The following is a 26,617-nucleotide window of genomic DNA, read 5'->3' as shown; positions in this document are numbered from 1 at the left end:
CCTGCCACGGCCAACTCCGAAGCGCACCCAGAATACGGGCGGTGACCTGCGCATCCGCCTCCAGGGCCGCCCGCGATCCGCCGGACAGGTCGGCAGGTTCAGGGGTAGAGGCCGGCCCGGAAGGTGAAGGAGACCAGTTGGGCGCGGTCGCGGGCGCCGACCTTTGTCATGGCTCGGACCGCGTGTGTCTTCACGGTGTACGGGGACACGGACATCCGGGCCGCGATCTCGTCGTTGCCGAGACCGCTCGCGACCAGAACGACCACGTCCCGCTCCCTGGGGGTCAGAGCGCTGAAGCGCCGCAGCAGTTCCTTGTCGATCAGCGGGGGCGGACTGTCGGCCATGTGACCGATGAGCGCGGCCGTCGCGGCGGCCGACAGCGCACCGCCACCGCGCACGACCTCGGTGATTCCGGCGACGAGTTCAGCAGGGCTCACGGTCTTGCTCAGGAAGCCGTTGGCGCCCGCGCGCAGGGCGGCGAGGACGATGTCGTCCTGGTCGAAAGTGGTCAGTACGATCACCCGGGTCTTCTCGGGTGGATGTTCTGCGCGGATCCGGCGGGTGGCTTCGACGCCGTCGATGCCGGGCATCCGGATGTCCATCAGCACCAGGTCGACGGGGTGGTCCCGGAGGAAGGGGACGACCTGGAGTCCGTCGGAGAGATCCCCCGCGACGACGAGGCTCGGGTCGAGCCGGAGCATCACCCGGATCCCGGCCCTGATCTCCTCCTGGTCGTCGACGATCAGAATCCGTGTCATCGGACGACCTCTCCCAGCCGGCCGAACTCCGCCTGGACCCGGAATCGCCCGTCGTGACGGTCGATCGTCAGCCGCCCGCTGGAGGATTCGACGCGTTCGCGCATCCCCACGAGTCCGAGTCCGCTGCCCGGGGCGGAGTCGTGGGGTGAGTGACCGACGCTGTTCTCCACGGTGACGTGGATCCTGCCGTCGCGCTCGCGCACGTCTACCGTTGCCGTCCCTTCTCCGTGCCGGTAGGCATTCGTGAGCGCTTCCTGGACGACCCGGTAGACCGTCACGCCGACGCTCGGCTCCACGAAACCGGCCGGGATGTCGATGGAGGGCCGGACGTCGAGGCCGATGCTTTCGAAAGACGCGATGAGCCCTTCCAGGCCGTTCAGCGCCGGCGTCGGTCGGAGCGCCTCGTCGCCGAAGACGTCGTCCCCGAGGCGGAGGAGCGCGAGGATGCGTTGCGTCTCGACGACGACGGTACGGGCGCTGGACCTGGCCGAGTGGAGGGCCTGCCGGGAGGACTCGGCGTCCTCGGGCAGCCCTATTTCCGCGGCACCGAGGTGCATGCTCAGCATCGCGACCTGGTGGCCGATGACGTCGTGGAGGTCCCGGGCGATACGGAGACGTTCCTCGGTCACTCGCCGGGTGGCTTCGATCTCGCGGGTGGCGATGGCGAGCTCGGCCCGTTCCTCCAGTATCCACCAGTGCTCCCGATGGATACGGAGCGCGGCCCCCGTCGCGCCTCCCGCCACGGCCGAGAAGAGGGCGGCGGCTCCCACGACCGCACCCCCACGGAATCCTCCGACCGTCATGAACGCCCCCAGGAAGGACACCGCCACGATGCCGGTCCCGACCAGTGGCTGCTTTCCCCGGAGGGTGACCGAGAACAGCACGAGCACCGCCATCATCCACACCGACAGGGGATCGTCACCCACCGCTGTGACGGCGAAGGACGCCGCACTCGTCACGACCAGTCCTGCCCACGGCTTCCACCACGAGAGGGCGACGCCGCCGCCGGCGAGGAGCACGGACAGGGCCGTCGGCCACTCCGCCCCCCGCACTGCCGCCGCCGCGATCTGCCCGGTGAACACCAGCCCTGCTACCACATAGGCGACCCGGTGCAGCACCTCGGGGTGGCGGACCCACAGCGGTGCGGCCGGCCCGTCCTGACTGTTCTGCGCCTTGGCCATGAGCCGATTCTCGTTCACGTGTGCGGCGGTCGTGTACTTCGAACGACGTAGACGACGAACGATGGGGGCGACGAATGATGTGCGCGGCCGGGACGCTTCGGTCGGCGGAGTCCGCAGAACCCATTCCGTCGAAGGTGGACGGCGAAAGTACTTCGTTCGAAGTACTCGGCCCCTCCCGAGGCCGCGGAGACTCCTCATCGAGGCGACCGTCTCACACCGTCACGATCACAACGGGACACCCGATGACTCAGACCACCGTAACTTCGACCCCTTCGGCCACGGCCGCGGCCACGTCCTCCGGGCTCCGATCGCTCCACCTGATCCGAGTCGCCTTCTCCCTGATCTGGGTGGCGCTCGTCTTCACGACGTCCGCCTCGCTCGTGTCGACGGACGAGCCCACGGTGATCGCGGCCGTGCTGCTCGTCGTCTACCCCCTGTGGGACGCCATCGCCACGCTCATCGAGCGCCGCCTCACCGGCACCGGCTCCACGAACACCGTCAGCACCGTCAACATGGGGCTCGGCCTCGCCGCCACCGCCGGGATGATCGTCGCCGCCTTCTCCACCATCGGCAGGGCCCTGCTCGTGTTCGGCGTCTGGGCCCTTCTCTCCGGAGCCCTCCAGCTCGTCGTGGCGCTCCGGCGCCGACGCACCGTCGGCGCCCAGTGGCCCATGGCCATCAGCGGCGGACAGTCCGTCCTCGCCGGTGCCACCATCGCCGCCATGTCCGCCTCAGCGACGAGCAACCTGTCCACCGTGGCCGGATACTCGGCGTTCGGCGCCTTCTGGTTCCTCGTCTCCGTCATCGCCCTGAGCATCCGTGGCCGACACGAGAAGGTTCTGCCTGCCGCGCCAGCAGGCCGGAGGCGGTGACTCGCGTCGTGCGGCGGACCAGGACGGTGAAGTCCAGGCGCATGGCCGCCAGTGCGGGGTCGGAGGCGTAGGCAGCATCGCTTCCGAGGGGCGACGGCACTGCCAGGCCGTCATGGCCATCAGCGGCGTCGACTCCGCCAGAGCGGCAGCGCCCATCTGCGCCATGGGCCGGCTGCCGGTCGAGGAGGCGTGGCGGGCCCTGCGGGACGTGTCGCAGCGCACCAATACCAGGCTTCGCACCGTGGCCGAGCACATCCTCACCTTCGCCCAGGGCGGCGACCTGCCGCAGGACGAACTCGGCGAGTTCCATCAGGCGATCCGCCGGTACACCGCACGGACCGACGCGGCGGCGGCCCTACCACCGCGTCGGGACTGACCTGCCGCACCGACGTCACGCCTCCCGGCGCACCAACATCACACACCGCAGCATGGCCAGACTGATCCTCACCCGGGGACGTACCGGCGATCTCCCGGCAGACCGCCGCGAAGAACTGGACGACGCCTTCGACCGGCACACCGCAGCCAGATCCCCGAGCCCCCAGTGATCACCGCCGTGGAGCACTGTCTCGGCCGGCGTGGGCTCAAGGCGCGACCGTCGCCGACGTGAGGGTGGGGTGGCTGCGCGGCCGAGTGAGGAGATAGCCCAGGTGGCGGCAGGTGGTCTGTTCGCATGTTGTGGTCGATCAGGCGAACGGAGTGCTGATGGCGGCGTGGCAGGTGCCGGCGGCCTAGGGGTGGGATGTGCTGGCGGGAGGTGTCCCTGCACCGCACCCTCAGGCTTCATGCCGCGGCGGTGTAGTGGTCGGCAGTCGGCGGAAGCGTGATGTTGCCCCGTTGGTTGCCTCGAGTGGGAGGCAACCACGGCGTGGCGCGTGGCGCCCGGGGATTGTGCCGGTGGTGACTTCATGTCGAGCGCGTACTCGCAGCGCACCTTCTGGGTGTACTTGTCGCCGCCTTGTGTGCAGTTCCCGCGGCAGCCGCTGAGGTACTTCTTGATGCGCCCGACAATCTTGGCCTTGACCATGAAATAGGAGTCACCGCTGCCATGACGACTCCCTATTACAGGCGTACGGAGGTGATCCGGAGCGTCGTCTTCGAATTGCTGGCGAAAAGGGGGTGGGTGAATCTCCACGTGGTGCCGATTTTGGCGTTTCTCGCCGAACTCGCGCAGGAGCCAGGCAGATGCGGGCTCTGCATCGCAGCCCACTCGGCGAGTTCGTCGGTGCCCCCTGCGCCGGAAACGACCGCGCAGGCACACGGCGGCAGGATCGCCGTCATCGAGTACCACCGGCCCCGCCGCGAGTCGCATCAGGCACGGGACACTCTCGTGACCATCAGGCGTGGGACACCCGCAACGATCACCGAGCCCGTCCCCGCACTGCTACCTGTCCCTGACGTCAAGTACCCGCACAACCATGGAACTTGAGGCCGCCTGGTTTCAGTCTGCGAATGTTTTCGACCCGCGAATCATGCGCGAGGTATTGACGCCGGTCAGGGGTTCCCTATGATCCGGTTGCTCGACACTTCGATCCTTGTTCGGTATAGCGAACACGCAAGTCTGCACCGCATCGACAGTCCGTACACCCCTGTCGGGGCCAACCGGAACCGCTTGCTCGAAGATGACGAGGTCTCCATGCGCAGAAGACATTTCAGCCGCGGACATCTGTCGGTGGTACTCGCCGCCGCGGTTGCGGCCCTGGTCTCGTTGGCGGCGTTGCTCGTCGCCGGTCCGGCTCAGGCGGCCACCAGCGGCGCCTTACGCGGTACCGGTTCCGGCCGGTGTCTCGATGTGCCGGGCGCCAGCCAGACCGACGGCACGTTCCTGCAGATCTGGGACTGCACGGGCGGGACCAACCAGCAGTGGACGTTGACGGACGGCAATCAGCTGACCGTGTTCGGCAACAAGTGCCTGGATGTCCCGGGCCACGCCACCACGGCTGGCACCAAGGTGCAGATCTGGGCCTGCAACGGCGGTACGAACCAGCAGTGGCGGGTGAACGCCGACAGCACGATCGTCGCCGTGGAGGCCGGGCTGTGCCTGGACGTCTCGGGCGGCGCCACGGCCAGCGGCACGGCGGTACAGCTCTGGAACTGCAACGGCGGCAGCAACCAGAAGTGGACCGGCCTTTCCGGGACCTCCGCCTCATGTTCTCTTCCGTCGACGTACCGGTGGAGCTCGACGGGCCCGTTGGCGCAACCGGCGAACGGCTGGGTCTCACTGAAGGACTTCACCACCGTGACGTACAACGGCAAGCACCTGGTCTACGGTTCGACCGTCAACCAGTCCGGGACGTACGGCTCGATGGCCTTCGCCCCCTTCACGAACTGGTCGGACATGGCGACGGCCACCCAGACAGGGATGAACCAGGGCACGGTGGCGCCCCAAGTGTTCTACTTCGCGCCCAAGAACATCTGGGTGCTGGTGTCCCAGTGGGGTCAGTGGCCCCTGTTCTACCGCACCTCCAGCGACCCCACCAACCCCAACGGCTGGTCCGCCCCGCAGCCGCTGTTCACCGGCAGCATCCCAAGCGCCGCCCCGATCGATCCGACCATGATCGGTGACGGCCAGAACATGTACCTGTTCTTCGCCGGTGACAACGGCAGCATCTACAAAGCGACCATGCCGATCGGGAATTTCCCGGCCAGCTTCGGCTCGTCGTACACCACGGTCATGAGCGACACGACGAAGAACCTGTTCGAGGCGCCGCAGGTCTACAAGGTGCAGGGGCAGAACCAGTACCTCATGATCGTCGAGGCTCGGGGGGCGACCGAGCAGCGCTTCTTCCGCTCGTTCACCGCCTCCAGCCTGAACGGCCCGTGGACCCCGCAGGCCGCCACCGAGTCCAACCCCTTCGCGGGCAAGGCCAACACCAACCAAACCTGGACCAACGACATCAGCCACGGTGACCTGGTCCGCAACAACCCCGACCAGACCATGACCGTCGACCCCTGCAACCTGCAGTTCCTGTACCAGGGCAGGTCCCCCAGCTCGGACGGCACCCCCTACAACCTGCTGCCGTGGCGGCCGGGACTGCTCACCCTGCAGCACTGACCCGCCTGATCCACGGTGAATCCGATGTGGTGCGGTCCGCCGACGCGCAGACGAGCGGTTCATGACGTGGGCGGCTCCACCTGCTGACCGATACTCACCGCCTTGAGGGCACCCCCAGCCGCGCGTCGGCTGGGGTGTGCGGTGAATTGCGCAAGCATCATCCGGGTCACCGGTCCGTGTCGCCCTCGTCGTCGTCCTCCTCGACCCTCGTCTTCCTGCTGCGGCCACGCGAGCACATCCTGACCATGAGCGAACGACCTGGACACCTGGACGTCTGTGCCGTTGTACAGACGTCTGAGGCGTCTTCGCATCCGGTGGGCAGGTCTGGGAGGATCTCGCGGTGGAAGCACTGATGACGCCGCCCGCCGGACACTTGTCCGCCGCGGCTTGGCTCTGGAGTACGTCACCCTGGGCTGGAACGTGATCGGCATCGTGGTGCTCGCCGTCGCCGCGCTCTCGGCCAGGTCCGTCGCGCTGGCCGGGTTCGGACTGGACTCCCTGATCGAGATCGGCGCCTCCACCGTGGTCTGAATTCCCTGGCCGGCCTCTGGTGGGCCGACCCGGCCACCGGCTACGTGCTGGTCCACTACGCACTGCGCGAGGCCAAGGAGATCTTCTTCAGCGAGTACTGACCGCCTGCACCAGCCGGCAGACGCCCTTCTCCGGCAGTGTCCGGACGGGGGCCACGAAGGAGCGAGCACCACCCCGGGCCCAGGTGCTGTCGCCTCTCGTGACCAGCGATGGAAACCGGCCGCCGTCCTGGGGCCGCTGCTACGACGGCGGGTTCGGCTCCTGCTGTGCGGACTGGAGGTCGGCGAGGAGTTCCGCCTGCCCGGCCAGCACGCCGGACAGGATGGACCGCGCCACCCGCAGCAGCTCGGCCAGTTGCGGGCTGGCCAACGAGTAGTACACGTTGGAGCCCTCCTTCCGGGTCCTGACCAGGTTTGCGCGCCGCAGCACGGCGAGTTGCTGGGACAGGTGCGCAGCCTCGATGCCCACCTCGGGCAGCATCTCGGCGACCGCATGCTCACGCTCGCTCAGCAGTTCCAGGACCCGGATGCGGGCCGGGTGGCCGAGCGTCTTGAAGAACTCGGCCTTCAGTTGGTACAGCGGCGTACTCATGGAGTCGCCTCCCCCATACAGCCGCACGGCCCCACCGGCCGGCGTTCGGCGCATCGCATCCATCCACTCGTCAGCAACATGCGGCCATCCTCGCCTGCTGCGCCTGCCAGATCGAATCCGCACCGAAACAGCGAGGCAAGCCCCCGTTTCCATCTCATTGGATCGAAGGAAAGCGGGGAAGATTCGGCGAAGCGCTCCGGGAAGGCAAGCAGCGATATACGGAACGGCGAAATGCATGACACGTAATACGGTCCGCCGTCATGGATTCAGCCGCAGGGACACATCCTCAACAAGTAAGTCAAGACTTATCCTTGGGGAGCTGTGACCGTATGGTGTGGCTCGAATCGAAGGAGCCCCCTGTTGTCGGAAGCGAACGACCCCGCTGTGCGTGCGGTTGAATCGGAGCAGGATTATGTGTCCTCCTTGTACGAGTTGCTCACCGAGCGGCTTTCCGAGGCGCGAGTACACCGAGCGAGCGTGCTGAAGGCCCCGGCGGGCAGCGCCGGTCAGGCATACGAGAGAGAAATCACCGCCGAGCGTCTGACCAGGGAAATAGGCCGCCTGGAAGGCGCCGAGAAGGGGCTGGTCTTCGGACGCATCGACTGGACGGACGGCACGGCCCTGCGCATCGGGCGGATCGGACTGCAGAGAGAGGAGGATGACCTGCCGCTGCTCGTGGACTGGCGCGCGAACGCGGCGCGGCCTTTCTACGAGGCGACACCGGTCCAGCCGATGGACCTGCGGCGGCGCAGGCACCTGCGCCTCGAGGAGCGCACGGTCATCTCGGTGAGCGACGAACTGCTGGACGGGACCGCCCCGACCGACGAGGACGTCGTGGGGGACGGCCCGTTGACCGAGGCTCTGTCGGCACGGCGTACGGGCAGGATGCACGCGGCCGTCGCGACGCTGCAGGCCGAGCAGGACGAGATCGTCCGCTCCGCCCACCGCGGGGTGACCGTGGTGCAGGGCGGGCCCGGCACCGGCAAGACGGTGGTCGCCCTGCACCGGGCGGCCTTCGTCCTGTACGCGTTCCCCCGCGCCGCGGAGGAGGGTGTCCTGGTGGTGGGCCCGAACGCCCGGTTCCTCGACTACATCTCCCAGGTCCTTCCCTCGCTCGGCGAGAACGACGTCGTCCTGGCGACCTGCCGGGAACTGGCCGGAGTGTCCACGGACGCGGCGGGCCCGCTCGACACAACGCGTCTGAAGGGCAGTTCCGACCTCGCTGACGCCTTGGCCGGCCTGCTGCGCGTCCACCGAGCCCCGGCCGGGGACTTCAGCGTGCGGGTCGGACAGGAACTGGTTCGCCTCTCCTGCGAGGAAGTCGCCGTGGCGCGCGAGGCCGCCGTGACCGCCGTACCGGGGCACAACCCCGCGCGCCAGGTGTTCAAGGAGCTCTTGGTCGATGCCGTCGCCGATGCGATGCAACGAGACATGGGCGACCTCCTGGATCAGATCGACGCCGATACCGAGAAGATGACGGGCCTGAACCTCGACCGGTTCACGGGAGTCGCCCAGCGCCGTGCCGAAGGTGGGGACGACTCAGGTCCGGTCCACGCGTTGGACCTGGACGCCATCCGGGCCGATCTTCTCGACGATGCCGGCGTCGACCGAGCGGTCGAGGCGTTGTGGCCGGGGCTGGTACCCGGTGACCTCGTCAAGGCGCTCCTGACGAGCGCCGACGCTCTCGCCGAACACCTGCCCCGCCTGACCGCGCAGGAGAGGTCCCTTCTGCTGCGTGGTCCGGACGACCCGTGGACCGATGCCGATGTGCCGTTGCTGGACGAGGCGGCGAGCCTGGTCGACGGCCCTCCCGAGCGGACGTACGGGCACGTCGTCGTCGACGAGGCGCAGGAACTGACCGCGATGCAGTGGCGGATGATCGCCCGCCGCTGCCCGGCGAGGTCGATGACGCTGGTGGGTGACTTCGCCCAGGCAGGGCCGGTCACGACAGCACGCGACTGGAAGGAAGCGCTGAGCCCGCACGTGGGACCGCGGTTCAAACTGCACAACCTGACCGTCAGCTACCGCACCACGCAGGAGATCCTGGAAAGCGTCCGGGACCTGCTCACGCATATCGCTCCGGACCAGCAGCCCGCACGGTCGCTGCGAAGCGGTGAGAGCCCTCGCGCCGTGACCACACCCGCGACCGGGTTGATCACCGCCGTCGTTCAGGCACTCCGCGCCCAGAGCACCGCGCACCCGGGCGAGCTTCTGGGAGTGATCTGCGCGGACACCCGGGTCAGCGGGCTGACGGCCCAGGGCATCGCTCACCACGCACGCATCGTGCCGGCGTCCGAAGCGCGCGGCCTGGAATTCGACGGGGTCGTCGTCGTGGGTCCCGAGGAGATCATCACGGCCCGTCCCGGTGGGGAAAGGGACTTGTACGTAGCCCTGACCCGGGCCACCAAGCGCCTCTGCACCATCACCGTCCAGCCCGCCTGACGGCCGGGCGCCCGCGTCACCGCTCGTGGCGGCACCCGGTATCACGCGGTCTGGTCCGCGTCGGGTTCGATGCCGAGTTCGTGCGTGCTGTACTCGCCGAACCGTTTGACGTGCTCGGTCGGGTACGGCGAGGTATGGGCCAGGTCCTCAGGATTCATTGGGCGGGGCCGGGTCCGCTGACGGTCAGTCGGCCCTGCCCCCACGCCTGTCAGGCGGGCCGGATCATGGTCAAGTGCTGGAGGTTCGAGGCTGCTGCGCGGGAAGGGCGGGCAGGACTCCGGCCGTCTCCAGATGGGCGCGGGCGGCCGCGATCGCCTCGGGTGTGGTGGTGTACTCCCGGCCCTCGTCACGCAGCAGGTCCAGCACGCCGAGGGAGTCCAGGACCCGGCGCTGGCCGGGGCGAATGCCGGAGGCGAGGACGGTGATGCCGCGTCGGCGCAGTTTCTGGACGGCGTCCTTGAGGACGAGGGCACCGGTGGCGTCCATGGTCGACACCCGGGACATCCGCAGGATGACGACCCTGACGTCGGCCACCTCGGCCAGTACCAGCAGGAAACGGTGGGCGGCGGCGAAGAACAGCGGGCCGTCGATGCGGTAGGCCACGATGTGCTCGGCCAGCAGGGCGTGTTCCTCGGCGCCGTGGTCGCCCCGGTCGAGCGGCACCTTGTCGACGCGCGCCTGCTTCGCGACCGCGCGCAGGGCGAGGGCACCCGCGACGGCCAGGCCGAGGACGACCGCGTACACGAGGTCGAGAGCGAGGGTCGCGGCGGCGGTCAGGACAAGGATCAGCGCATCGGAGCGGGTGGCCCGCGCCAGGGCCCTGAGCGAGCCCACCTCGACCATGCGGACCGCGGTGGCGAGCAGCACGCCGGCGAGCGCGGCGAGCGGGATCCTCGAGACCAGCGGTGCGGCGGCGAAGACGATCACGGCGAGAACGGCGGCGTGGGTGAGGGCGGCGAGCCGTGAGCTCGCGCCGGTGCGGACGTTGACCGCGGTACGGGCGATCGCGCCGGTCGCCGGGACACCGCCGAAGAGCGGAGCAGCGATGTTCGCCAGGCCCTGGCCGAACAGCTCCCGGTCGGGGTCGTGCCTCTGGCCGACCGTCATGCCGTCGGCGACCGACGCCGACAGGAGGGACTCCAGGGCGGCGAGCGCGGCCACCGCGACGGCCGGGGCGAGCAGGGAACCCAGCGAGCCGAGATCGAGGAAGGCGAGCGAGGGCGCGGGCAGTCCGGAGGGCAGGTCACCGATCGGCTTGGCGGCATCCAGGTGGGCGGCCTGCGCGACCACGGTCGCGGCGGTCACGGCCAGGATGGAGAACGGTACGGCTGGCCGCAGGCGCGCGCCGGCCAGCATGACGGCGGCCACCGCGGCGGCGAGGCCGACGGCCGTCCAGTTCGGGGACCCGGTGAACTCCTCGACCGCCCGCCAGGTCACCACCAGCACCCGGTCGCCCTCCGGCTTGGGCACGCCGAGGGCGTTCGGGATCTGCTGGAGACCGATCACGCAGGCGATGCCGAGAGTGAAGCCCTCGACCACGGGCGCGGGAATGTACTGCATGTACCGCCCGGCCTTCAGTACGGCGAGCGCCACCAGCATCACGCCGGCCAGCAGGCCGACCGTGAGGACACCCGTCCGGCCGTACCGGCCGACGATGGGGACGAGGACCACGGTCATGGCGCCGGTCGGCCCCGACACCTGGAGGTTGGATCCGCCGAAGAGGGCGGCGAGGGCGCCCGCCACGACAGCGGTCGCCAGACCCGCCTCCGCGCCCAGCCCGGAGGAGACACCGAAACCGAGGGCCAGGGGAAGCGCCACGATGGCCACGGTCAGCCCGGCGAGCAGGTCCCGTCGCGGGTTGCGGCATGCCTGAGCCAGGTCGGTACGGGCGGGCAGCAGTGAGGTGATCCGGGAGCCGGCCCGGCCGATCCACCGTGTCATTGCTTGGCGACCTCCGCGTCCCGCAACTCGACCAGTAGTTCGTTCCGTCCGGCGAGCATCTCGGTCAGGATTCGCCGCGCGGCCGTCATCAGGTCCGCGACGTCGCCCCCGGCCAGCTCGTAGACGACGGTCGAGCCCTCGCGGGCCGAGGTGACGATCCCCGAGCGGCGCAGCACCGCCAGGTGCTGCGACAGGCCGGAGGGCTCCACCTCGATCGCGGCCAGCAGGTCCCGCACCGGCATCGGCCCGTCCTGCAGCAGCTCCAGGACCCGGATCCGCACGGGATGCCCAAGCATCCGGAAGAACTCCGCCTTCGCCTGGTACAGCGGAACGGACACGACCCCTCACCTTCGCCTGCGAGCCCCGCCCCACAAGACGGACAGGGAAAAGCTGCATCCGCAGCAACTTGCGATCACGATGAACTAAGCATCTAGGCAATTGCGAAAATTTGCAATTCCTCATCAGGATGCCGTCCCGAACCCTGCCGTCGGAGGGGGGAGACTCCGACGGCAACGAGGGTGGACGGCCATGCCGAAGCGGAGGCGGGTGGGGCCGTCGCGGGGCGGTCACGGCCGGTGGAGAGCCGGCGCCGCGACATCGGTGCCGTCAGCGCTCGGCCGTTGCTGATGACCGTGCCCGGTGAGTACGTGCTTCCGCAGGGGCGTCCGGCGTGGGCCCGCCAGTCGCCGGCGCGCACGGGGGCCGAGGGCTGACCGGCCTCCGAGCGGGTCGGCCGCCGGGTGCCGGGCGCCGCCCCCGCCCGGACGCCGCCATCGAGCGATCTGATGCAAGAGACATCCCATCACAGGTTCACAACATTGATGGGATGGATCTCTTGTCGACATCCCATGATGGGAACCCCCAGTCGAGCGATCAGGCGGAATTCTCCAGCTTCTTCTTCCCGCCTCTAGACAACCCCTCCGGGCCCACCCTATAAACATCCCATCTCTCTGTTAGCGACACCCAACCGTCGCATCGGTGTAACAACCCCGCTCCGGGACCAGCGCGAGGAAGTACCCATGAGAATCAGAACCGCACTCAGCTCCACCGCGTCCGTCGTCTGTGCGCTGACGCTGCTCAGCGCGTGCAGCAGCGGCTCCGGCACGTCCGCCTCGTCGAGCGACAAGCCGCTCGTGGGCGTCGACTACCCGCGGTCCGACACCGACTTCTGGAACTCCTACATCAAGTACACGCCCGACTCCGCGAAGCAGCTCGGCCTGTCCCTGAAGACCACGAACTCCCAGAACGACGTCGCCAAGCTCACCGCCAACGCGCAGACGTTCATCAGCCAGGGCGTCAAGGGCATAGCGATGGCGCCGCAGGACACCGCCGCCATCGCGCCGACCCTGGCGCAGCTGGAGGCGAAGAAGATCCCCGTCGTCACCGTCGACACCCGTCCCGACACCGGCAAGGTGTTCATGGTGGTGCGGGCCGACAACCGCGCGTACGGCGAGAAGGCCTGTCAGTTCCTCGGCACGAAACTCGGCGGCAAGGGCAAGGTCGTCATGCTCGAGGGCGGCCTCGACTCGATCAACGGCCGTGACCGCACCGAGGCGTTCAACGACTGCATGAAGAAGAACTACCCCGGCATCAAGGTGTTCGGCGAGGCCACGAACTGGGACGGCGCGGTCGCCGCGCAGAAACTGCAGACGGACCTGACCGCCAACCCGGACATCAAGGGCGTCTACATGGAATCCAGCTTCGGCCTGTCCGGCACGCTGCAGGTGCTCAAGCAGAAGGGCCTGCTGGTGGATCCGAAGGACAAGAAGCACGTCTTCATCGTGTCCAACGACGGCATCCCCGAGGAGCTCAAGGACATCGCCGCGGGCAAGATCGACGCCACCGTCTCCCAGCCCGCCGACCTGTACGCCAAGTACGCGCTGTACTACCTCAAGGCCGCGATCGACGGGAAGACGTTCAAGCCGGGCAAGACCGACCACGACAGCACGATCATCCAGGTCCGTGACGGTCTGCTGGAGGACCAGCTCTCCGCTCCCCTGGTCACCGCCGACGGCGGCACCTACGGCGGCGTTCCCAGCGTCAAGAGCGACGACACGTCGCTGTGGGGCAACCACCTCGGCTGACCTGCCCGGTCAGGGACCAACGGCTATCCAGAACAAGGCGGTTGAGATGAGCGACGGGGAGCGTACTGTCACCCCCGCGCCCGCCCCGGCGGACGACGGGCGGGCCTCCGCGGCCCCGCCCGTCGTCGAGGCGACGGGCATAGTCAAACGATTCGGTCCGACGGTGGCCCTGAACGGCGCCCGGATCACCATCCGGCCCGGCGAGACCCACGCACTCGTCGGCCGCAACGGGGCCGGCAAGTCGACCCTCGTGTCCGTCCTGACGGGCCTGCACGCCCCCGACGAGGGGACGGTCACCTTCGGTGGCGACCCCGCGCCGCGGCTCAGCGACCGCGACGCCTGGCGCCGGCGCGTCGCCTGCGTCTACCAGAAGTCGACGATCATCCCCACACTGACCGTCGCCGAGAACCTGTTCCTGAACCGGCACCACCACGGCCCCCACCGGCTCATCAGCTGGACCGGCGTACGCCGCCGGGCCCAGGAGCTGCTGTCGGCCTGGTCGGTGGAGGTCGACCCGCAGTCCCCGGCCGGCGACCTCAGCGTCGAGCAGCGGCAGTTCGTCGAGATCGCCCGGGCGCTGTCCTTCGGGGCCCGGTTCATCATCCTCGACGAGCCCACCGCGCAGCTCGACGCGGCGGCGATCAACCGGCTCTTCGACCGCATCCGCGACCTGCAACGCCAGGGCGTGACCTTCCTGTTCATCAGTCATCACCTGCAGGAGGTCTACGAGATCTGCGACATGGTGACGGTGTTCCGCGACGCGGCGCACATCGTGACCGCGCCGGTCGCGGAACTGCCCCGCACCGAGCTGGTCGCCGCCATGACCGGTGAGGCCGCGGCAGACCGGCGCCAGGAGCGCACCGCCAGACTGGACAAGAGCAGCGTGCCCGCGCTGACCGTGCACGGTCTGAGCAGCGACGACACCTACACCGACGTCACTTTCCAGGTGGGCGCCGGGGAGATCGTCGGCCTCGCGGGCGCCGCCGCCAGCGGACGTACGGAGGTCGCCGAGACCGTCGTAGGCCTGCGCGCCGCCGCGAGGGGGGACCTGGAGATCTCCGGGCGCCGGCCCCGGCCGGGCAGCGTGCCCGACGCGCTCGCGGCCGGCGCCGGGTTCGTTCCGCAGGACCGGCACCACCAGGGCTTCGTGCCGGACATGTCGATCGCCGACAACGCGACCCTGTCCGTGCCCAGGCGGCTCGGCAGGAACGGCTTCCTCAGCCGCGGACGGCGCGACCGGCTGGCCGAGGGCATGATCGAGAACCTGGCCATCAAGACCCCCGGACCGGAGCTGCCCGTCTCCGCCCTGTCCGGCGGCAACCAGCAGAAGGTCGTCATGGCGCGCGCCCTGGCCGACGACCCGCGGCTGCTGGTCCTGATCAACCCGACCGCCGGCGTGGACGTGCGCTCCAAGGAGTTCCTCCTCGGCAAGGTCGAGGAGACCGCCGAGTCCGGCACCGGAGTGCTCATCGCCTCCGACGAACTCGACGACCTGCGCATGTGCGACCGGATCCTGGTGATGTTCCAGGGCCGGGTCACGACCGAGATACCACGCGGCTGGCACGACCACGACCTCGTGGCCGCGATGGAAGGAGTGGACCTGCATGCCTGAAGCAATGCCTGAAACCGTCCTCGCGGACGCCGCCGCCCAGGCCGTGGAGACCGGGCAGAGGCGCACCGCGCTGCTCGGCGGCCGGATCCCCCTCGCCCGGCTGCGCGACCTGGCGCTCGTTCCGGCGATCGTCGTCATCGCGATCGTCGGACAGATCGTCAACCCGGTCTTCCTGCAGGCCGACAACCTCATCAACGTCCTGCAGACCATGTCCGAGATGGCCCTGCTGGTCCTCGCCCAGACGATGATCCTGATCGTCAAGAAGATGGACCTGTCCCTGGAGTCCACCATGGGTCTGGCGCCGGGCGTCGCGGCCTGGCTGGTCGTCCCGGCCGGCGCCGGGCACGGACTCGGTCTGCTCCCCGGCGCCTGGTCGGTCCCCCTCACCCTCGCCGTGGGCGCGCTCGTCGGCGTGATCAACTCGCTGCTGATCATCCGCTTCGGCCTCAACGGCTTCATCGTCACGCTCGGCATGCTGATCGTGCTGCGCGGCATCCTCACCGGCATCTCCGGCGGTCAGACCTTCTTCCAGCTGCCGCAGTCGATGCTCTACACCGGCACCGCCGAATGGTTCGGCATGCCCGCCTCGATCTGGATCTGCCTGGCCCTGTTCGCCGTCGCGATCGTGGTGCTCGGCTGGACCAGCTTCGGCCGCTCCCTGTACGCCATCGGCGGCAACGTCGACGCGGCGAAGGCGGCCGGCATCCGCACCGACCGGGTGCTGTGGATCGTCATCGTCACCGGCAGCGTGCTCGCCGCCCTCGCGGGGCTGATGCTCTCCGGACGCCTGGCCTCGGTCGCCTCCGCGCAGGGCAACGGCTACATCTTCACCGTCTTCGCCGCCGCCGTCATCGGGGGCATCAGTCTCAACGGCGGCAGGGGCACCATGTTCGGCGCGTTCTGCGGCATCCTGCTGCTCTTCATGATCCAGAACGTGCTGACGCTGGCCGGTGTCCCCGCCCAGTGGATCGGCGCCCTCAACGGCCTGATCATCCTGGTCGCCCTCGCCATCTCCCGCATCACCGGCGGCAAGGTCCAGGAGTGACCCGGGCGGCCCACCGGCCGCCCTGCCTCCGCCGCGTTCACGTCTCGTCGCAGGGGGACCCGTCTCCCCTGCCCCTCACAGGAGTTGCCGCCATGTCCTCCCCCGTGCCCCCGTCAGCCCGCATCATCGCCCTGGACGTCCTGGACGTGCGGTTCCCGACCTCCGAACACCTCGACGGCTCGGACGCCATGAACCCCGAGCCCGACTACTCGGCCGCCTACGTGGTCCTGCGCACCGACGCGGGCGACGGGCTGGAGGGCCACGCCCTGGCCTTCACCACCGGACGCGGCAACGACGCCCAGGCCGCCGCCATCGCCACCCTCGCCCCGCACGTGGTCGGCCTGTCCGTGGAACAGGTCTGCTCCGACCTCGGCGCCTTCGCCCGCTCCCTGGTCCACGACCCCCAACTGCGCTGGCTGGGGCCGGAGAAGGGCGCCATCCACATGGCGACCGGCGCGGTCGTCAACGCCGCCTGGGACCTGGCCGCCAAGCGGGCGGGCAAGCCGGTGTGGCGCTTGCTGGGCGAGATGTCGCCGGAGGAGCTGGTCGCCCAGGTCGACTTCCGCTGGCTGTCCGACGCCCTCACGCCGGAGGATGCGCTCGACATCCTGCGCCGGGCCGAGCCCGGCCGTGAGCGGCGCATCGCCCGCCTCCTCGAGCAGGGCTACCCCGCCTACACCACCACCCCCGGCTGGCTCGGCTACTCCGACGAGAAGCTGGCCCGGCTGTCCCGTGAGGCCGTCGCGGACGGCTTCACGCAGATCAAGCTGAAGGTGGGCGCCGACCTGCAGGACGACATACGGCGCCTGCGCACCGCCCGCGAGACCGTCGGCCCGGACATCCGGATCGCCGTGGACGCCAACCAGAGATGGGACGTCCAGCCCGCCATCGACTGGATGCGGGCCCTGGCCCCCTACGACCCGTACTGGATCGAGGAGCCCACCTCCCCCGACGACATCCTCGGCCACGCCGCCGTCCGCAGGGCACTCAGCCCCATCAAGGTCGCCACCGGCGAACACATCGCCAACCGGGTCGTGTTCAAGCAGCTGCTGCAGGCCGGCGCGGTCGACATCGTGCAGATCGACTCCGCCCGCGTCGGCGGCGTCAACGAGAACATCGCCATCCTGCTGCTGGCCGCGAAGTTCGGCGTGCCCGTCTGCCCGCACGCCGGCGGCGTCGGCCTGTGCGAGATGGTGCAGCACCTGTCGATGTTCGACTACGTCGCCGTCTCCGGCACCACCGAGGACCGGGTCATCGAGTACGTCGACCACCTGCACGAGCACTTCGTCGACCCGGTCCGCATCGTCGACGGCCACTACCTCGCCCCGACTCTGCCCGGACTGAGCGCGCAGATGCACCCCGCCTCCCTCAAGGAGTACAGCTACCCCGACGGCCCGGTCTGGTCCGCCCGTGTCTGAACCGCTGCCCCTGGTCGACGCCCACCACCACGTGTGGGACCTGGACCGCCGGCCCCAGGCCTGGCTCGACGCACCGGGCCACGAGCCGATCCGCCGCAGCCACGGCATCGAGGACCTGCGACGGGCCGCCGACCGGCCCCTGGCGGGACGCCGGCTGACGAGCACGGTGGTCGTGCAGTGCGTCACCTCCGTGGCGGAGACGGCGGAGCTGCTCGACCTCGCCGCCCAGGACCCGCTGGTCGGCGCGGTGGTCGGCTGGGCGGACCTGACCTCCCCCGCGGTCGGCGACGTACTCGACGAACTGCGCTCCGGGCCCGGGGGCGGGTATCTGCGGGCCCTGCGCCACCTGGTCCAGGGCGAGTCCGACCCGGAGTGGCTGCAGCAGCCGTCCGTCGAGCGGGGCCTGCGCGCCGTACGGGACCGGGGCCTCGGCTACGACGTGCTCATCCGCAGCCACCAGTTCGACCAGGCGATCCGCCTCGCCCAGCGCTTCCCGGACCTCCCGCTCGTGCTGGACCACGCGGGCAAACCGCCCATCGGACAGCCCACGCTCCCCGACTGGATGCGCACGGTGCGCGTGCTGGCGGGCCACCCGCAGGTGCGGTGCAAGGTCTCCGGACTGATCACCGAGGCCGACCACGCCAGGTGGACGCTCGAGGACATCCGCCCGGTGTGGGACACCCTGCTGGCCGCTTTCGGCCCCGAGCGGCTGATGTTCGGCTCCGACTGGCCCGTCTGCGTCCTCGCCGGGGGCTGGGCCCGCTGGGCGGCCGCCGCCGAACAACTGCTGAACGACTGCTCACCGCACGAGAGGCAGGCGGTGCTCTGCGACACGGCGACCGCCTTCTACCGGCTGTCCGACCACGAGAACGACACGTAAGGAGAGCACTGCGTGCTGCTGACCGAACTGCTGCACCCCGGCATCCTCGAAGCACTGGCCGGAGCCGGACACGGCGCCCGTGTCCTGCTCGCCGACGGCCACTACCCCGCCAGCACCGCCGTCGGCGAACGAGCCAGGAGCGTCCACCTCAACCTGGCACCCGGCACCCTCGACGTCACCACCGTCCTGGACGTGCTGCTGCGCGCCCTGCCCGTGGAGGCGGCGCAGGTGATGGTGCCGCCCGAGGGCGAGCCGGAGCCGGCGGCCATCGCCGAGTACCGGTCCCGACTGGCGCCGGTGCCCGTCGACACGCTCGGCCGCTTCGCGTTCTACGACGCCGCCCGCTCCCCCGACCTGGCACTCGCCGTCGTCACCGGCGACACCCGTACCTACGCCAACCTGCTGCTGACCATCGGCGTCCGCGCGGAAGGGACCCTGACCCCACGATGACTCTCGCCGTCCGCTACATCGCGGCCCGCACCCTGGACACCGCGCCCGCCGCCGCCTCCGAGCCCGGCCCCGGCGAAGTGGAACTCGCCCCCGCCTACGTCGGCATCTGCGGAACCGACCTGCACATCTTCCACGGCGACATGGACGCCCGCGTCGCCGCGCCCGCCGTCCTCGGACACGAGATGGCCGGCCGGGTCGTCCGCGTCGGGCCCGGCGTCGAGGGCTGGCAGCCCGGCGACGCGGTCACCGTGATGCCCCTGCGCTGGGACGACACCTGTCCCGCCTGCCGCGCCGGTCACCAGCACATCTGCCAGCACCTGGACTTCATCGGCATCGACTCCCCCGGCGCCATGCAGCAGCGCTGGACCGTGCCCGCCGCCACCCTCATCCGCCTGCCCGGCACCCTGCCCCTGGACCGGGCCGCACTCGTCGAACCGACCGCGGTCGCGGTGCACGACGTGGGCCGGGCGGCGGTGAAGGACGGCGAGAAGGTCGTCGTGGTCGGCGGCGGCCCCGTCGGCATGCTCATCGCCCTGGTCGCGCGCGCCGCCGGCGCCGAGGTACGGGTGGTCGAACTCAACGCCCACCGCAGGCTGCTCGCCGAGGAGTTGGGCCTGAGCACGTGGGACCCGGCCGCAGCCGACATCACCGAACTCGTCCAGCGGTGGACGGGCGAGGCCGGAGCGGACGTCGCCTTCGAGGTCTCCGGCGCGGCGGGCGGCGTGGACACCGCCGTCGACGTCCTCGGCGTGCGCGGCCGGCTGTGCCTGGTCGCCATCCACCCACGGCCCCGCGAGATCAACCTGCACCGCTTCTTCTGGCGTGAACTCACCCTCGTCGGGGCCCGGTTGTACGAACGCGGCGACTTCGAGCGGGCCGTCGCCCTGGTCGCCGACGGCACGATCCCCGCCCAGCGCCTGATCACCAAGATCGTGCCGCTGGCCGAGGCACCGGCCGCCTTCGAGGCGCTGGAGAGCGGCGGAGACGTGATGAAGATCCTCGTGGACTGCACCGACGACACCCGGGGAGCCACCGTATGAGCGCCTTCGACCTCACCGGGAAGCTCGCCGTCGTCACCGGCGCCCGCCGCGGCATCGGGCACGCGATGGCCCGCGCCCTCGCCCAGGCCGGTGCCGACATCATCGGTGTCAGCGCCCACCTGGAGGAGTCCGGCAGCCAGGTGGAGAAGGACGTGCTGGCCGCCGGGCGCTCGTTCGAAGCGATCCGCACCGACTTCGCCGACCCCGCAGCCGTACGCGCCCTGGGCGACGACCTCGCCGGGCGCGAGCGCCCGGTGGACATCCTCATCAACAACGCGGGCACCATCCGCCGCACGCCGGCCGCCCGGCACAGCGACGCGGACTGGGAGTTGGTGCTGCAGGTCAACCTCACCGCGCAGTTCGCGCTCACCCGGGCCGTGGGCGCCACCATGGTGGCCCGCGGACACGGCAAGGTCGTCTTCACCGCCTCCCTGCTCAGCTACCAGGGCGGCATCACCGTTCCCGGCTACACCGCCGCCAAGCACGGCATCGCCGGACTGACCAAGGCACTGGCCAACGAGTGGGCGCCGCACGGCGTCAACGTCAACGCCATCGCCCCCGGCTACATCGCCACCGACAACACCCAGGCCCTCCAGGACGATCCGGCCCGCAGCAGGGCCATCCTGGAGCGCATCCCCGCCGGACGCTGGGGCACCGCCGACGACCTCGGCGGCGCCGCCGTCTTCCTCGCCTCCCCCGCCTCCGACTACGTCCACGGCACCACCCTGCCCGTCGACGGCGGATGGCTCGGCCGATGACCGCCGGCCTGGCCTCCGTACTGGCGGGGTCGCGGCTGCTGCCCGTGCTCACCGTGGCGTCCGCCGCGAGTGCCGGCCCCCTGGCCGACGCACTCGCGGCGGGCGGCGCCCGCTGCGCGGAGGTCACCTTCCGCACGCCGGACGCCGAGCGGGTCGTGAGGGCGATGGCGGCGCACGGCGCTCTGACCGTCGGAGCCGGCACCGTGCTCAACGCCGAGCAGGCGGAACGGGCCGTGGCGGCCGGGGCCCAGTTCCTCGTCTCGCCAGGTCTCGACGATGAAGTCATCGTCAAAGCAGGCGAATTGGGGGTGCCGGTCGTGCCGGGCGTGGCGACGGCGAGCGAGTTGATGCGCGCGTTGAAGGCGGGCCTCGACACGGTCAAGCTGTTCCCCGCCGAACCGCTCGGCGGCACCGCAATGCTCCGCGCCTTGGCCGCCCCCTTCCCGCAGGCGCGCTTCGTCCCGACCGGTGGCATCGGGCCCGACCAGCTGCCCGCCTACCTCGGCCACCCCTCGGTCCTCGCCGTGGGCGGCAGCTGGATCGCCACGCCCGGCCATCTCGAACGCCGCGCGCACGACGAGATCCGCCGGCTGACCGCCGAGGCGGTGGAGAGGACGGCACCGTGACCGACGTGATCGCCCTGGGCGAGGTGATGCTGCGATTCGACCCCGGGGAGGGCCGGATCCGTACCGCCCGCACCTTCCAGGTCTGGGAGGGCGGCGGCGAGTACAACGTCGTCCGCGGACTGCGCCGCTGCTTCGGACTGCGCACCGCCGTCGTCACCGCCCTCGCCGACAACGCGGTGGGCCGACTCGTGGAGGACCTGATCCTCCAGGGCGGCGTCGACACCTCGCACATTCGCTGGGTCGCGGCGGACGGCATGGGACGCACGGCCCGCAACGGCCTGAACTTCGTCGAGCGCGGCTTCGGCATCCGCGGGGCGCTGGGCGTCAGCGACCGCGCGAACACCGCCGTCTCCCAGCTGCGCAAGGGGGACGTCGACTGGGACGCGGTGTTCTCGGCCGGAGTGCGCTGGTTCCACACCGGCGGGATCTTCGCCGGGCTGTCCGACACCACCGCCGACGTCGCCGACGAGGCCATGGCGGCCGCCCGCCGCCACGGCGTCACCGTCTCCTACGACCCCAACTACCGGCCCAGCCTCTGGGACGGCCGGGGTGGCGCCGAACGCGCCCGCGAGACCGACCTGCGCCTGGCCCGGCACGCCGACGTCGTCGTGGGTGCCCTAGGACTCGCGGGCCCACATCCGGGCGCCGTGCGGTTGACCGACGACGAGGTACCCGAGGCGCTCGCCTCGGTCGCGCCCCTGCTGCCGCAGGCGAGAGTGCTGGCGACGACTCTGCGCGAAGTGCCCTCGGCCGGGGTCAACGACTGGTCCTCGCTCGCCTGGTCATCCGAGACGGGTCTGGTCAGCGGCCCCCGCATGCCCGGTCTGCACGTCCTGGACCGCATCGGCTCCGGCGACGGCTTCGCCGCGGGACTCGTCTACGGCCTGCTCACCGGTGCGGGCCTGGAGCGCGCCCTCGCCTACGGCACCGCGCACGGCGCCCTCACCATGACCACGCCCGGTGACGTCTCCATGGCCACCCTCGCCGAGGTCGAGGCGCTCCTCGCGGGCGCCTCGGCACACGTCCGACGCTGAACCACCCCTCCCGGGAGCACCCCTTGCGCCGCCGTACGATCCCCACCACCGCCGTCCAGGTCACCGAGCTCGGCTTCGGTGCCTCCGTCATCGGCAACCTCTTCCGCACCACCAGCGCCGAGGACGCGGCGGCCGCCCTCGACACCGCCTGGGACGCGGGCATCCGCTACTACGACACCGCCCCCCACTACGGCCTCGGCCTCTCCGAGCACCGCCTGGGCGCCGCCCTGCGCGACCGGCCCCGCGATCAGTACGTCATCTCCTCCAAGGTCGGCAGACTCCTCGTCCCCAACGAACACCCCCAAGGCGTCGACACCGAAGGCTTCGTCGTCCGCGACGACCTGCGCCGCCAATGGGACTTCAGCCGCGACGGCGTGCTGCACTCCATCGAGGAGACACTGCAGCGCACCGGCCTGGACCGCCTCGACATCGTCTACCTCCACGACCCCGACCACCACTGGCAACAGGCAGCCGACGAGGCCATGCCCGCCCTCGCCGAACTACGCGACCAAGGCGTCATCGGAGCCATCGGCGCCGGCATGAACCAGTCCGCCATGCTCGCCCGCTTCCTGCGCGAGACCGCCGCCGACCTCGTGATGCTCGCCGGGCGCTACACCCTCCTCGACCAGTCCGCCCTCGACGACGTCCTGCCCACCGCCCAGGAACACGGCAAGGCCGTCATCGCCGTCGGCGTCTTCAACTCCGGCCTCCTCTCCCAGGACCGCCCCACCGAAGGCATGAAGTACGACTACCAGGCCGCCCCACCCGAACTCCTCGACCGCGCCCGCACCATCGCCGACGTCTGCGAGGCCCACGGCACCACCCTGCCCGCCGCCGCCATCGCCTTCCCCCTCACCCACCCCCACGTCATCAACGTCACCCTCGGCATGCGCGACCCCGAGCAGGTCCGCCGCAACGCGCTGCTGCACCAACAGCCCGTCCCCCAGGAGCTCTGGCACGACCTGCGCGACCAAGGGCTCCTCCGCGCCGAGGCCCCCTTCGCGACCGAGGAGAGGAGTCGGCCGTGTCCCTGACCGACAAGGCGATCACCCAGATCCGCCAACTCATCGCCTCCGGGGCGCTGCCTCCGGGCGCGAAGCTGCCTCCCGAGCCCGAGCTGGCCGCCCAGCTCGGGCTCTCCCGCAACCTCGCACGCGAGGCGGTGAAGGCGCTGGCCGTGGCGCGCGTGCTGGAGATCCGGCGAGGCGACGGCACGTACGTCACCAGCCTGCAGCCGAGCCTGCTTCTTGAGGGCCTCGGTGGCGCGGTGGAACTGCTCCAGGGCGACCCCGGTGCCGTACTGGACCTCATGGAGGTGCGGCGGCTGCTCGAACCCGCCGCCACCGCCCTGGCCGTCGCCCGGCTGTCGGACGAAAGACTGGCGGAGGTGAAGCGGCATCTGGACGCCATGCGCGCGGCGCGCGACGACGTCGAGCGGCTCAACGCGCACGATGTGGCGTTCCACCGCGCGATCGTGGACGTCACCGGGAACGAAACACTGATCACCCTGCTGGAGGGCATCTCGGGCCGCACCCTGCGCGCGCGGATCTGGCGTGGTCTGGTGGACACCCGCGCGGCGGCCCGTACGCTCGCGGAACACGAGGCGATCTACGCGGCCCTGGCCGCGCGTGACGCCGTGCTGTGCCATGCCGCGGCCCTGGTGCACGTCAACAACACCGAGCAGTGGCTGCGGAAGCACCTGGAGTCCACGGAGGCCTTGCGGGTGACGGGATCCCTTGGATGAGACCGAGGCGTCCGCGCCGCCGCAACCGTGAGTGAGGGACTGCCCGGACGGTTCTCCGTCCGGGCAGTCCCTCAGTTCGCCGCCTTCACGCCCGTGTCACTGGGCGGTGAAGGTCCACAGCAGGTTGGTGCTGCTGCCGTAGCCCCACTGCTTGGTGACGGAGCCGGAGGCCACGTTCCCGCCGCCGTCCAGGACCAGTCCGGTGGCCCGGTTGGCGATGGTGCACATGCCCTCTCCGCGGTGGGTGACCGTCCACTGCTGGTTGTTGCTGCCGTTCCAGGCCGCCTGCTGGGCCGGGGAGCCGTCGGAGGTGGCGCCCCAGCCGTCGGCGACCATGCCGTTGGTGCGGTTGACCAGCTTGTAGTAGCCGCCGCCGACCTCCACGAGCTGCCACTGGAGGTTGGGGCTGCCGTCCCAGGTGTACTGCTTGAGGTTGGATCCCGACGCGACGTTTCCCCCGCTGTCCAGGGCCAGACCGTCGGTGACGTTGGTGATGCGGAAGTAGGCGGCCGGATCGAACTGCACCTTCAGGGAGGTGATCTGGTCGTTCTGGCCGGTGACCCTGAGGTCGGGGTTGTCGGCGGTGAAGGTCCAGGAGGTGCCGGTGAAGTTGTCGCCGCTGTAGGCGATGATCTGGTTGCCGGCCGCCAGCTTCAGGGAGGAGATGCTCTGGGGGTCCACGCCGGCCAGCTGCAGCTGCTCGGCCGTGTAGGTGCCGGGGTCGAGCACCGCGTAGTTCGCGGAGTAGTTGACGTCCTGGTAGACCACGGCACCGACCGCCGGCCGCAGCGGGGGGATCTGGCCGGAGAAGCTGAGCCTCAGGACGTAGGCGCCCGCGGTGTACGGCGCCGAGGAGGGCAGCGTCACGGTCAGCCCGGAGGAGTCCTGCGTCGGCGCGGCGAGGTTGATGTAGCTGCCGGCGGTCGAGTCGAGCAGCTTCACCGAGGTGAGCGAGGAGACGTTGATGCGGTCCGAGCTCAGGGTCCTGATCTTCAGTGAACTGCCGGGCCAGCCCAGCACGGTGGCGTACAGCACCGTGTTGCCCTTGCTGCGGGTGAAGCGGATGTCCTGTGCGGTGCCGACGAGCGGGGCGGTGAACGCGCCCCCGCCCATCCGGGTCGGCCCCTCTCCGTACTGCGTCCAGGCACGCGTCGCGTACATCGACTCCCCGAAACGCTTCAGGTAGTCGCCGATGCCGAGCAGCACGTCCTTCTGCCCCTGGGGGATCGTGCCGTCGGCCATCGGCGCGATGTTCAGCAGCATGTTGCCGTTCTTGCTGACCCGGTCGATCAGGGAGTGCAGCATCTGCTGGGTGCTGTAGTAGCCGATCCCCTGCGTGTAGCACCAGCTGGAGCTGGAGATGCTGTCGTCGGTGAGCCAGTAGGGCGCGGTCCGGTCGGCCGGGCCGCCGCGCTCGTAGTCGAAGACCTCGCCGTGGCCGTTGAAGCCGTCCTTGTAGGTGGCGACGACCTCTTTGCCCCAGGCATTGGCCTGGTTGTAGTAGTACGACAGGAAGTTCAGGCGCTGCGTCTCGTCGACCTTGGTCAGGTCGAAGTCCTCCCAGAGGATGTCCGGTTGGGCGCGGTCGACGACCTCCTTGAGTTTGTCGTACCAGAGCTGGTTCTCGGCGGTGGAGCCCAGTTGCCCGTAGAGCTTCTTCAGGCTGGGGTCGGTCTGGGCGGGCACGTGGTCGTAGTAGCCGTTGAAGTTGTAGGCGTGGTGCATGGCCACCAGCAGCTTGAGGTTCTTGGCGCGGATCGCCGTGGTGAACAGCTTCAGCAGGTCCAGCCTGGGACCCTTGGCGACCGAGTTCCACTCGTTGACCTGCGAGTCCCACATGGAGAATCCGTCGTGGTGCTCCGCGACCGGTCCCGCGAACTTCGCCCCGGCGTCGACGAACAGCTGGGCCCACTCGTCGGGGTCGAAGTTCCCTCCGGCGGACTTGAGTCTGGGCGCGAACTGGGTGAAGTGGCCCGCCTTGTCGTTCGCCCCGTTGATGAAGTTGTGGTACGGCCACACGGAGGGGTCGCCGTAGGTCGCGACGTGGTGCGTGTTGGCGTTGCTCCCGCTGATGTACATGTTGCGGGGGTACCACTCGCTGTCGTACGCGGGGACGCTGAAGACGCCCCAGTGGAAGTAGATGCCGAACTTGGCGTCCTGGAACCACTCCGGGGCGGGCGGGTGCTGGTTCACCGAAGCCCACGTGGGTGTGTAGGTGCTGGGCGCGGCCTGTGCGGTGCCGGCGCCGAGCACTCCCCCCGTGACGGCTGCCGCGGCCACGCAGGTGGCACCGGCGAGGAACTGACGTCTGTTGATCGAACTGGGCATGGGCCATCCCTGTGACGGACGAAGGCAGACGGGAGAGGTGGAACCGGCGCGACGGCCACCACCCGTTGCGCCGGCCGTTACGGAAGAAGGTCCGCCATGTGTCATCGCCATGTCAACGGGCGTGCAGGGATGAAAACAGCTTCTCACCGTGAGTTTTTTAGCTTTATGTCGCTTTTGCTGGTATTTATTTACCGGCAAACATACAATGTTTCGGGTAGAGAGCTGCTCCA

The 26,617-nt window shown here is 69.9% G+C and carries 24 protein-coding genes; 18 read left to right on the top strand and 6 right to left on the bottom strand.

The annotated features are described in order from the left end of the window. Nucleotides 1-98: 98 nt before the first annotated feature. Nucleotides 99-758, bottom strand: coding sequence for a response regulator transcription factor (locus OHB00_RS41300; RefSeq protein WP_293989955.1), 660 nt, complete (start codon nt 756-758; stop codon nt 99-101). Next, nucleotides 755-1,939 carry a sensor histidine kinase gene (locus tag OHB00_RS41295; RefSeq protein WP_406442790.1) on the bottom strand — a complete coding sequence of 395 codons (1,185 nt, stop codon included), beginning with the start codon at nt 1,937-1,939 and terminating at the stop codon, nt 755-757. The genes OHB00_RS41300 and OHB00_RS41295 overlap by 4 nt, the downstream gene beginning before the upstream one ends. A gap of 242 nt (nt 1,940-2,181) precedes the next feature. Between OHB00_RS41295 and OHB00_RS41290 the strand changes: the two genes are divergently transcribed. The 5 genes from OHB00_RS41290 to OHB00_RS41270 all read left to right on the top strand — a co-directional run bounded on the left by OHB00_RS41290 (nt 2,182) and on the right by OHB00_RS41270 (nt 6,394). Continuing rightward, nucleotides 2,182-2,811 (top strand): hypothetical protein, encoded by a 630-nt coding sequence (locus OHB00_RS41290; RefSeq protein WP_406442789.1) that lies wholly within the window; start codon nt 2,182-2,184, stop codon nt 2,809-2,811. Nucleotides 2,812-2,923: 112 nt separating this feature from the next. Then, nucleotides 2,924-3,187 carry an ANTAR domain-containing protein gene (locus OHB00_RS41285; RefSeq protein ID WP_406442787.1) on the top strand — a complete coding sequence of 88 codons (264 nt, stop codon included), beginning with the start codon at nt 2,924-2,926 and terminating at the stop codon, nt 3,185-3,187. Between the two features lie 669 nt (nt 3,188-3,856). Beyond that, nucleotides 3,857-4,237: a hypothetical protein gene (locus OHB00_RS41280; RefSeq protein WP_406442785.1), complete on the top strand. Its 381-nt coding sequence runs from the start codon at nt 3,857-3,859 to the stop codon at nt 4,235-4,237. 207 nt (nt 4,238-4,444) lie between these two features. Then, nucleotides 4,445-5,863: a non-reducing end alpha-L-arabinofuranosidase family hydrolase gene (locus tag OHB00_RS41275; protein WP_406442784.1), complete on the top strand. Its 1,419-nt coding sequence runs from the start codon at nt 4,445-4,447 to the stop codon at nt 5,861-5,863. Nucleotides 5,864-6,250: 387 nt separating this feature from the next. Next, nucleotides 6,251-6,394, top strand: coding sequence for a hypothetical protein (locus tag OHB00_RS41270; RefSeq protein ID WP_406442782.1), 144 nt, complete (start codon nt 6,251-6,253; stop codon nt 6,392-6,394). Between the two features lie 240 nt (nt 6,395-6,634). Here OHB00_RS41270 and OHB00_RS41265 read toward each other — a convergent pair whose 3' ends face one another. Beyond that, nucleotides 6,635-6,985 (bottom strand): helix-turn-helix transcriptional regulator, encoded by a 351-nt coding sequence (locus OHB00_RS41265; protein ID WP_294002216.1) that lies wholly within the window; start codon nt 6,983-6,985, stop codon nt 6,635-6,637. 414 nt (nt 6,986-7,399) lie between these two features. On the opposite strand from OHB00_RS41265, the gene OHB00_RS41260 reads away from it, so the two are divergent. Further along, nucleotides 7,400-9,427 (top strand): HelD family protein, encoded by a 2,028-nt coding sequence (locus tag OHB00_RS41260; protein WP_406442781.1) that lies wholly within the window; start codon nt 7,400-7,402, stop codon nt 9,425-9,427. Nucleotides 9,428-9,655: 228 nt separating this feature from the next. Here OHB00_RS41260 and OHB00_RS41255 read toward each other — a convergent pair whose 3' ends face one another. Then, nucleotides 9,656-11,368 (bottom strand): SulP family inorganic anion transporter, encoded by a 1,713-nt coding sequence (locus OHB00_RS41255; protein WP_406442780.1) that lies wholly within the window; start codon nt 11,366-11,368, stop codon nt 9,656-9,658. Next, on the bottom strand, nt 11,365-11,706 hold the full coding sequence (locus OHB00_RS41250) for a metalloregulator ArsR/SmtB family transcription factor (RefSeq protein ID WP_294002219.1): 342 nt from the start codon (nt 11,704-11,706) through the stop codon (nt 11,365-11,367). Before OHB00_RS41250 ends, OHB00_RS41255 begins: the two co-directional genes overlap by 4 nt. Before the next feature lie 681 nt (nt 11,707-12,387). Here OHB00_RS41250 and OHB00_RS41245 point away from each other — a divergent pair. The 12 genes from OHB00_RS41245 (at nt 12,388) to OHB00_RS41190 (ending at nt 24,059) form a co-directional block, all read left to right on the top strand. Next, a complete protein-coding gene (locus OHB00_RS41245; protein WP_133024447.1) occupies nt 12,388-13,452 on the top strand; it encodes a sugar ABC transporter substrate-binding protein in 1,065 nt (354 codons plus the stop codon). Nucleotides 13,453-13,498: 46 nt separating this feature from the next. Then, entirely contained in the window at nt 13,499-15,064 is a 1,566-nt protein-coding gene (locus OHB00_RS41240) for a sugar ABC transporter ATP-binding protein (RefSeq protein ID WP_406442778.1), read from the top strand. Between the two features lie 4 nt (nt 15,065-15,068). Further along, entirely contained in the window at nt 15,069-16,109 is a 1,041-nt protein-coding gene (locus OHB00_RS41235) for an ABC transporter permease (RefSeq protein WP_294002259.1), read from the top strand. 92 nt (nt 16,110-16,201) lie between these two features. Beyond that, complete coding sequence (locus OHB00_RS41230) at nt 16,202-17,527, top strand: L-fuconate dehydratase (RefSeq protein WP_406442776.1); 1,326 nt, start codon at nt 16,202-16,204, stop codon at nt 17,525-17,527. Next, nucleotides 17,520-18,407: an amidohydrolase family protein gene (locus OHB00_RS41225; RefSeq protein ID WP_406442775.1), complete on the top strand. Its 888-nt coding sequence runs from the start codon at nt 17,520-17,522 to the stop codon at nt 18,405-18,407. Before OHB00_RS41230 ends, OHB00_RS41225 begins: the two co-directional genes overlap by 8 nt. 12 nt (nt 18,408-18,419) lie before the next feature. Further along, entirely contained in the window at nt 18,420-18,857 is a 438-nt protein-coding gene (locus OHB00_RS41220) for an RbsD/FucU family protein (protein ID WP_406442774.1), read from the top strand. Next, nucleotides 18,854-19,897, top strand: a complete 1,044-nt coding sequence (locus OHB00_RS41215; RefSeq protein WP_406442772.1) for a zinc-binding dehydrogenase — start codon at nt 18,854-18,856, stop codon at nt 19,895-19,897. The genes OHB00_RS41220 and OHB00_RS41215 overlap by 4 nt, the downstream gene beginning before the upstream one ends. Beyond that, nucleotides 19,894-20,655 carry an SDR family oxidoreductase gene (locus OHB00_RS41210; RefSeq protein WP_406442770.1) on the top strand — a complete coding sequence of 254 codons (762 nt, stop codon included), beginning with the start codon at nt 19,894-19,896 and terminating at the stop codon, nt 20,653-20,655. The genes OHB00_RS41215 and OHB00_RS41210 overlap by 4 nt, the downstream gene beginning before the upstream one ends. Beyond that, nucleotides 20,652-21,281, top strand: a complete 630-nt coding sequence (gene eda, locus OHB00_RS41205) for a bifunctional 4-hydroxy-2-oxoglutarate aldolase/2-dehydro-3-deoxy-phosphogluconate aldolase (RefSeq protein ID WP_406442768.1) — start codon at nt 20,652-20,654, stop codon at nt 21,279-21,281. Before OHB00_RS41210 ends, eda begins: the two co-directional genes overlap by 4 nt. Continuing rightward, nucleotides 21,278-22,315 carry a PfkB family carbohydrate kinase gene (locus OHB00_RS41200; RefSeq protein WP_406442767.1) on the top strand — a complete coding sequence of 346 codons (1,038 nt, stop codon included), beginning with the start codon at nt 21,278-21,280 and terminating at the stop codon, nt 22,313-22,315. The genes eda and OHB00_RS41200 overlap by 4 nt, the downstream gene beginning before the upstream one ends. 23 nt (nt 22,316-22,338) lie before the next feature. Further along, nucleotides 22,339-23,349 carry an aldo/keto reductase gene (locus OHB00_RS41195; RefSeq protein ID WP_406442765.1) on the top strand — a complete coding sequence of 337 codons (1,011 nt, stop codon included), beginning with the start codon at nt 22,339-22,341 and terminating at the stop codon, nt 23,347-23,349. Further along, on the top strand, nt 23,340-24,059 hold the full coding sequence (locus OHB00_RS41190) for a FadR/GntR family transcriptional regulator (RefSeq protein WP_406442763.1): 720 nt from the start codon (nt 23,340-23,342) through the stop codon (nt 24,057-24,059). Before OHB00_RS41195 ends, OHB00_RS41190 begins: the two co-directional genes overlap by 10 nt. 96 nt (nt 24,060-24,155) lie before the next feature. Here OHB00_RS41190 and OHB00_RS41185 read toward each other — a convergent pair whose 3' ends face one another. Beyond that, nucleotides 24,156-26,387 (bottom strand): alpha-L-fucosidase, encoded by a 2,232-nt coding sequence (locus OHB00_RS41185; RefSeq protein WP_406442761.1) that lies wholly within the window; start codon nt 26,385-26,387, stop codon nt 24,156-24,158. Nucleotides 26,388-26,617 lie beyond the last annotated feature (230 nt).

This window comes from Streptomyces sp. NBC_00631 (assembly GCF_045206895.1).
Taxonomy (GTDB): Bacteria; Actinomycetota; Actinomycetes; order Streptomycetales; family Streptomycetaceae; genus Streptomyces.
Note: the sequence above shows the minus strand (reverse complement) of the source record. Positions and strands in the feature narration are given on the sequence as shown.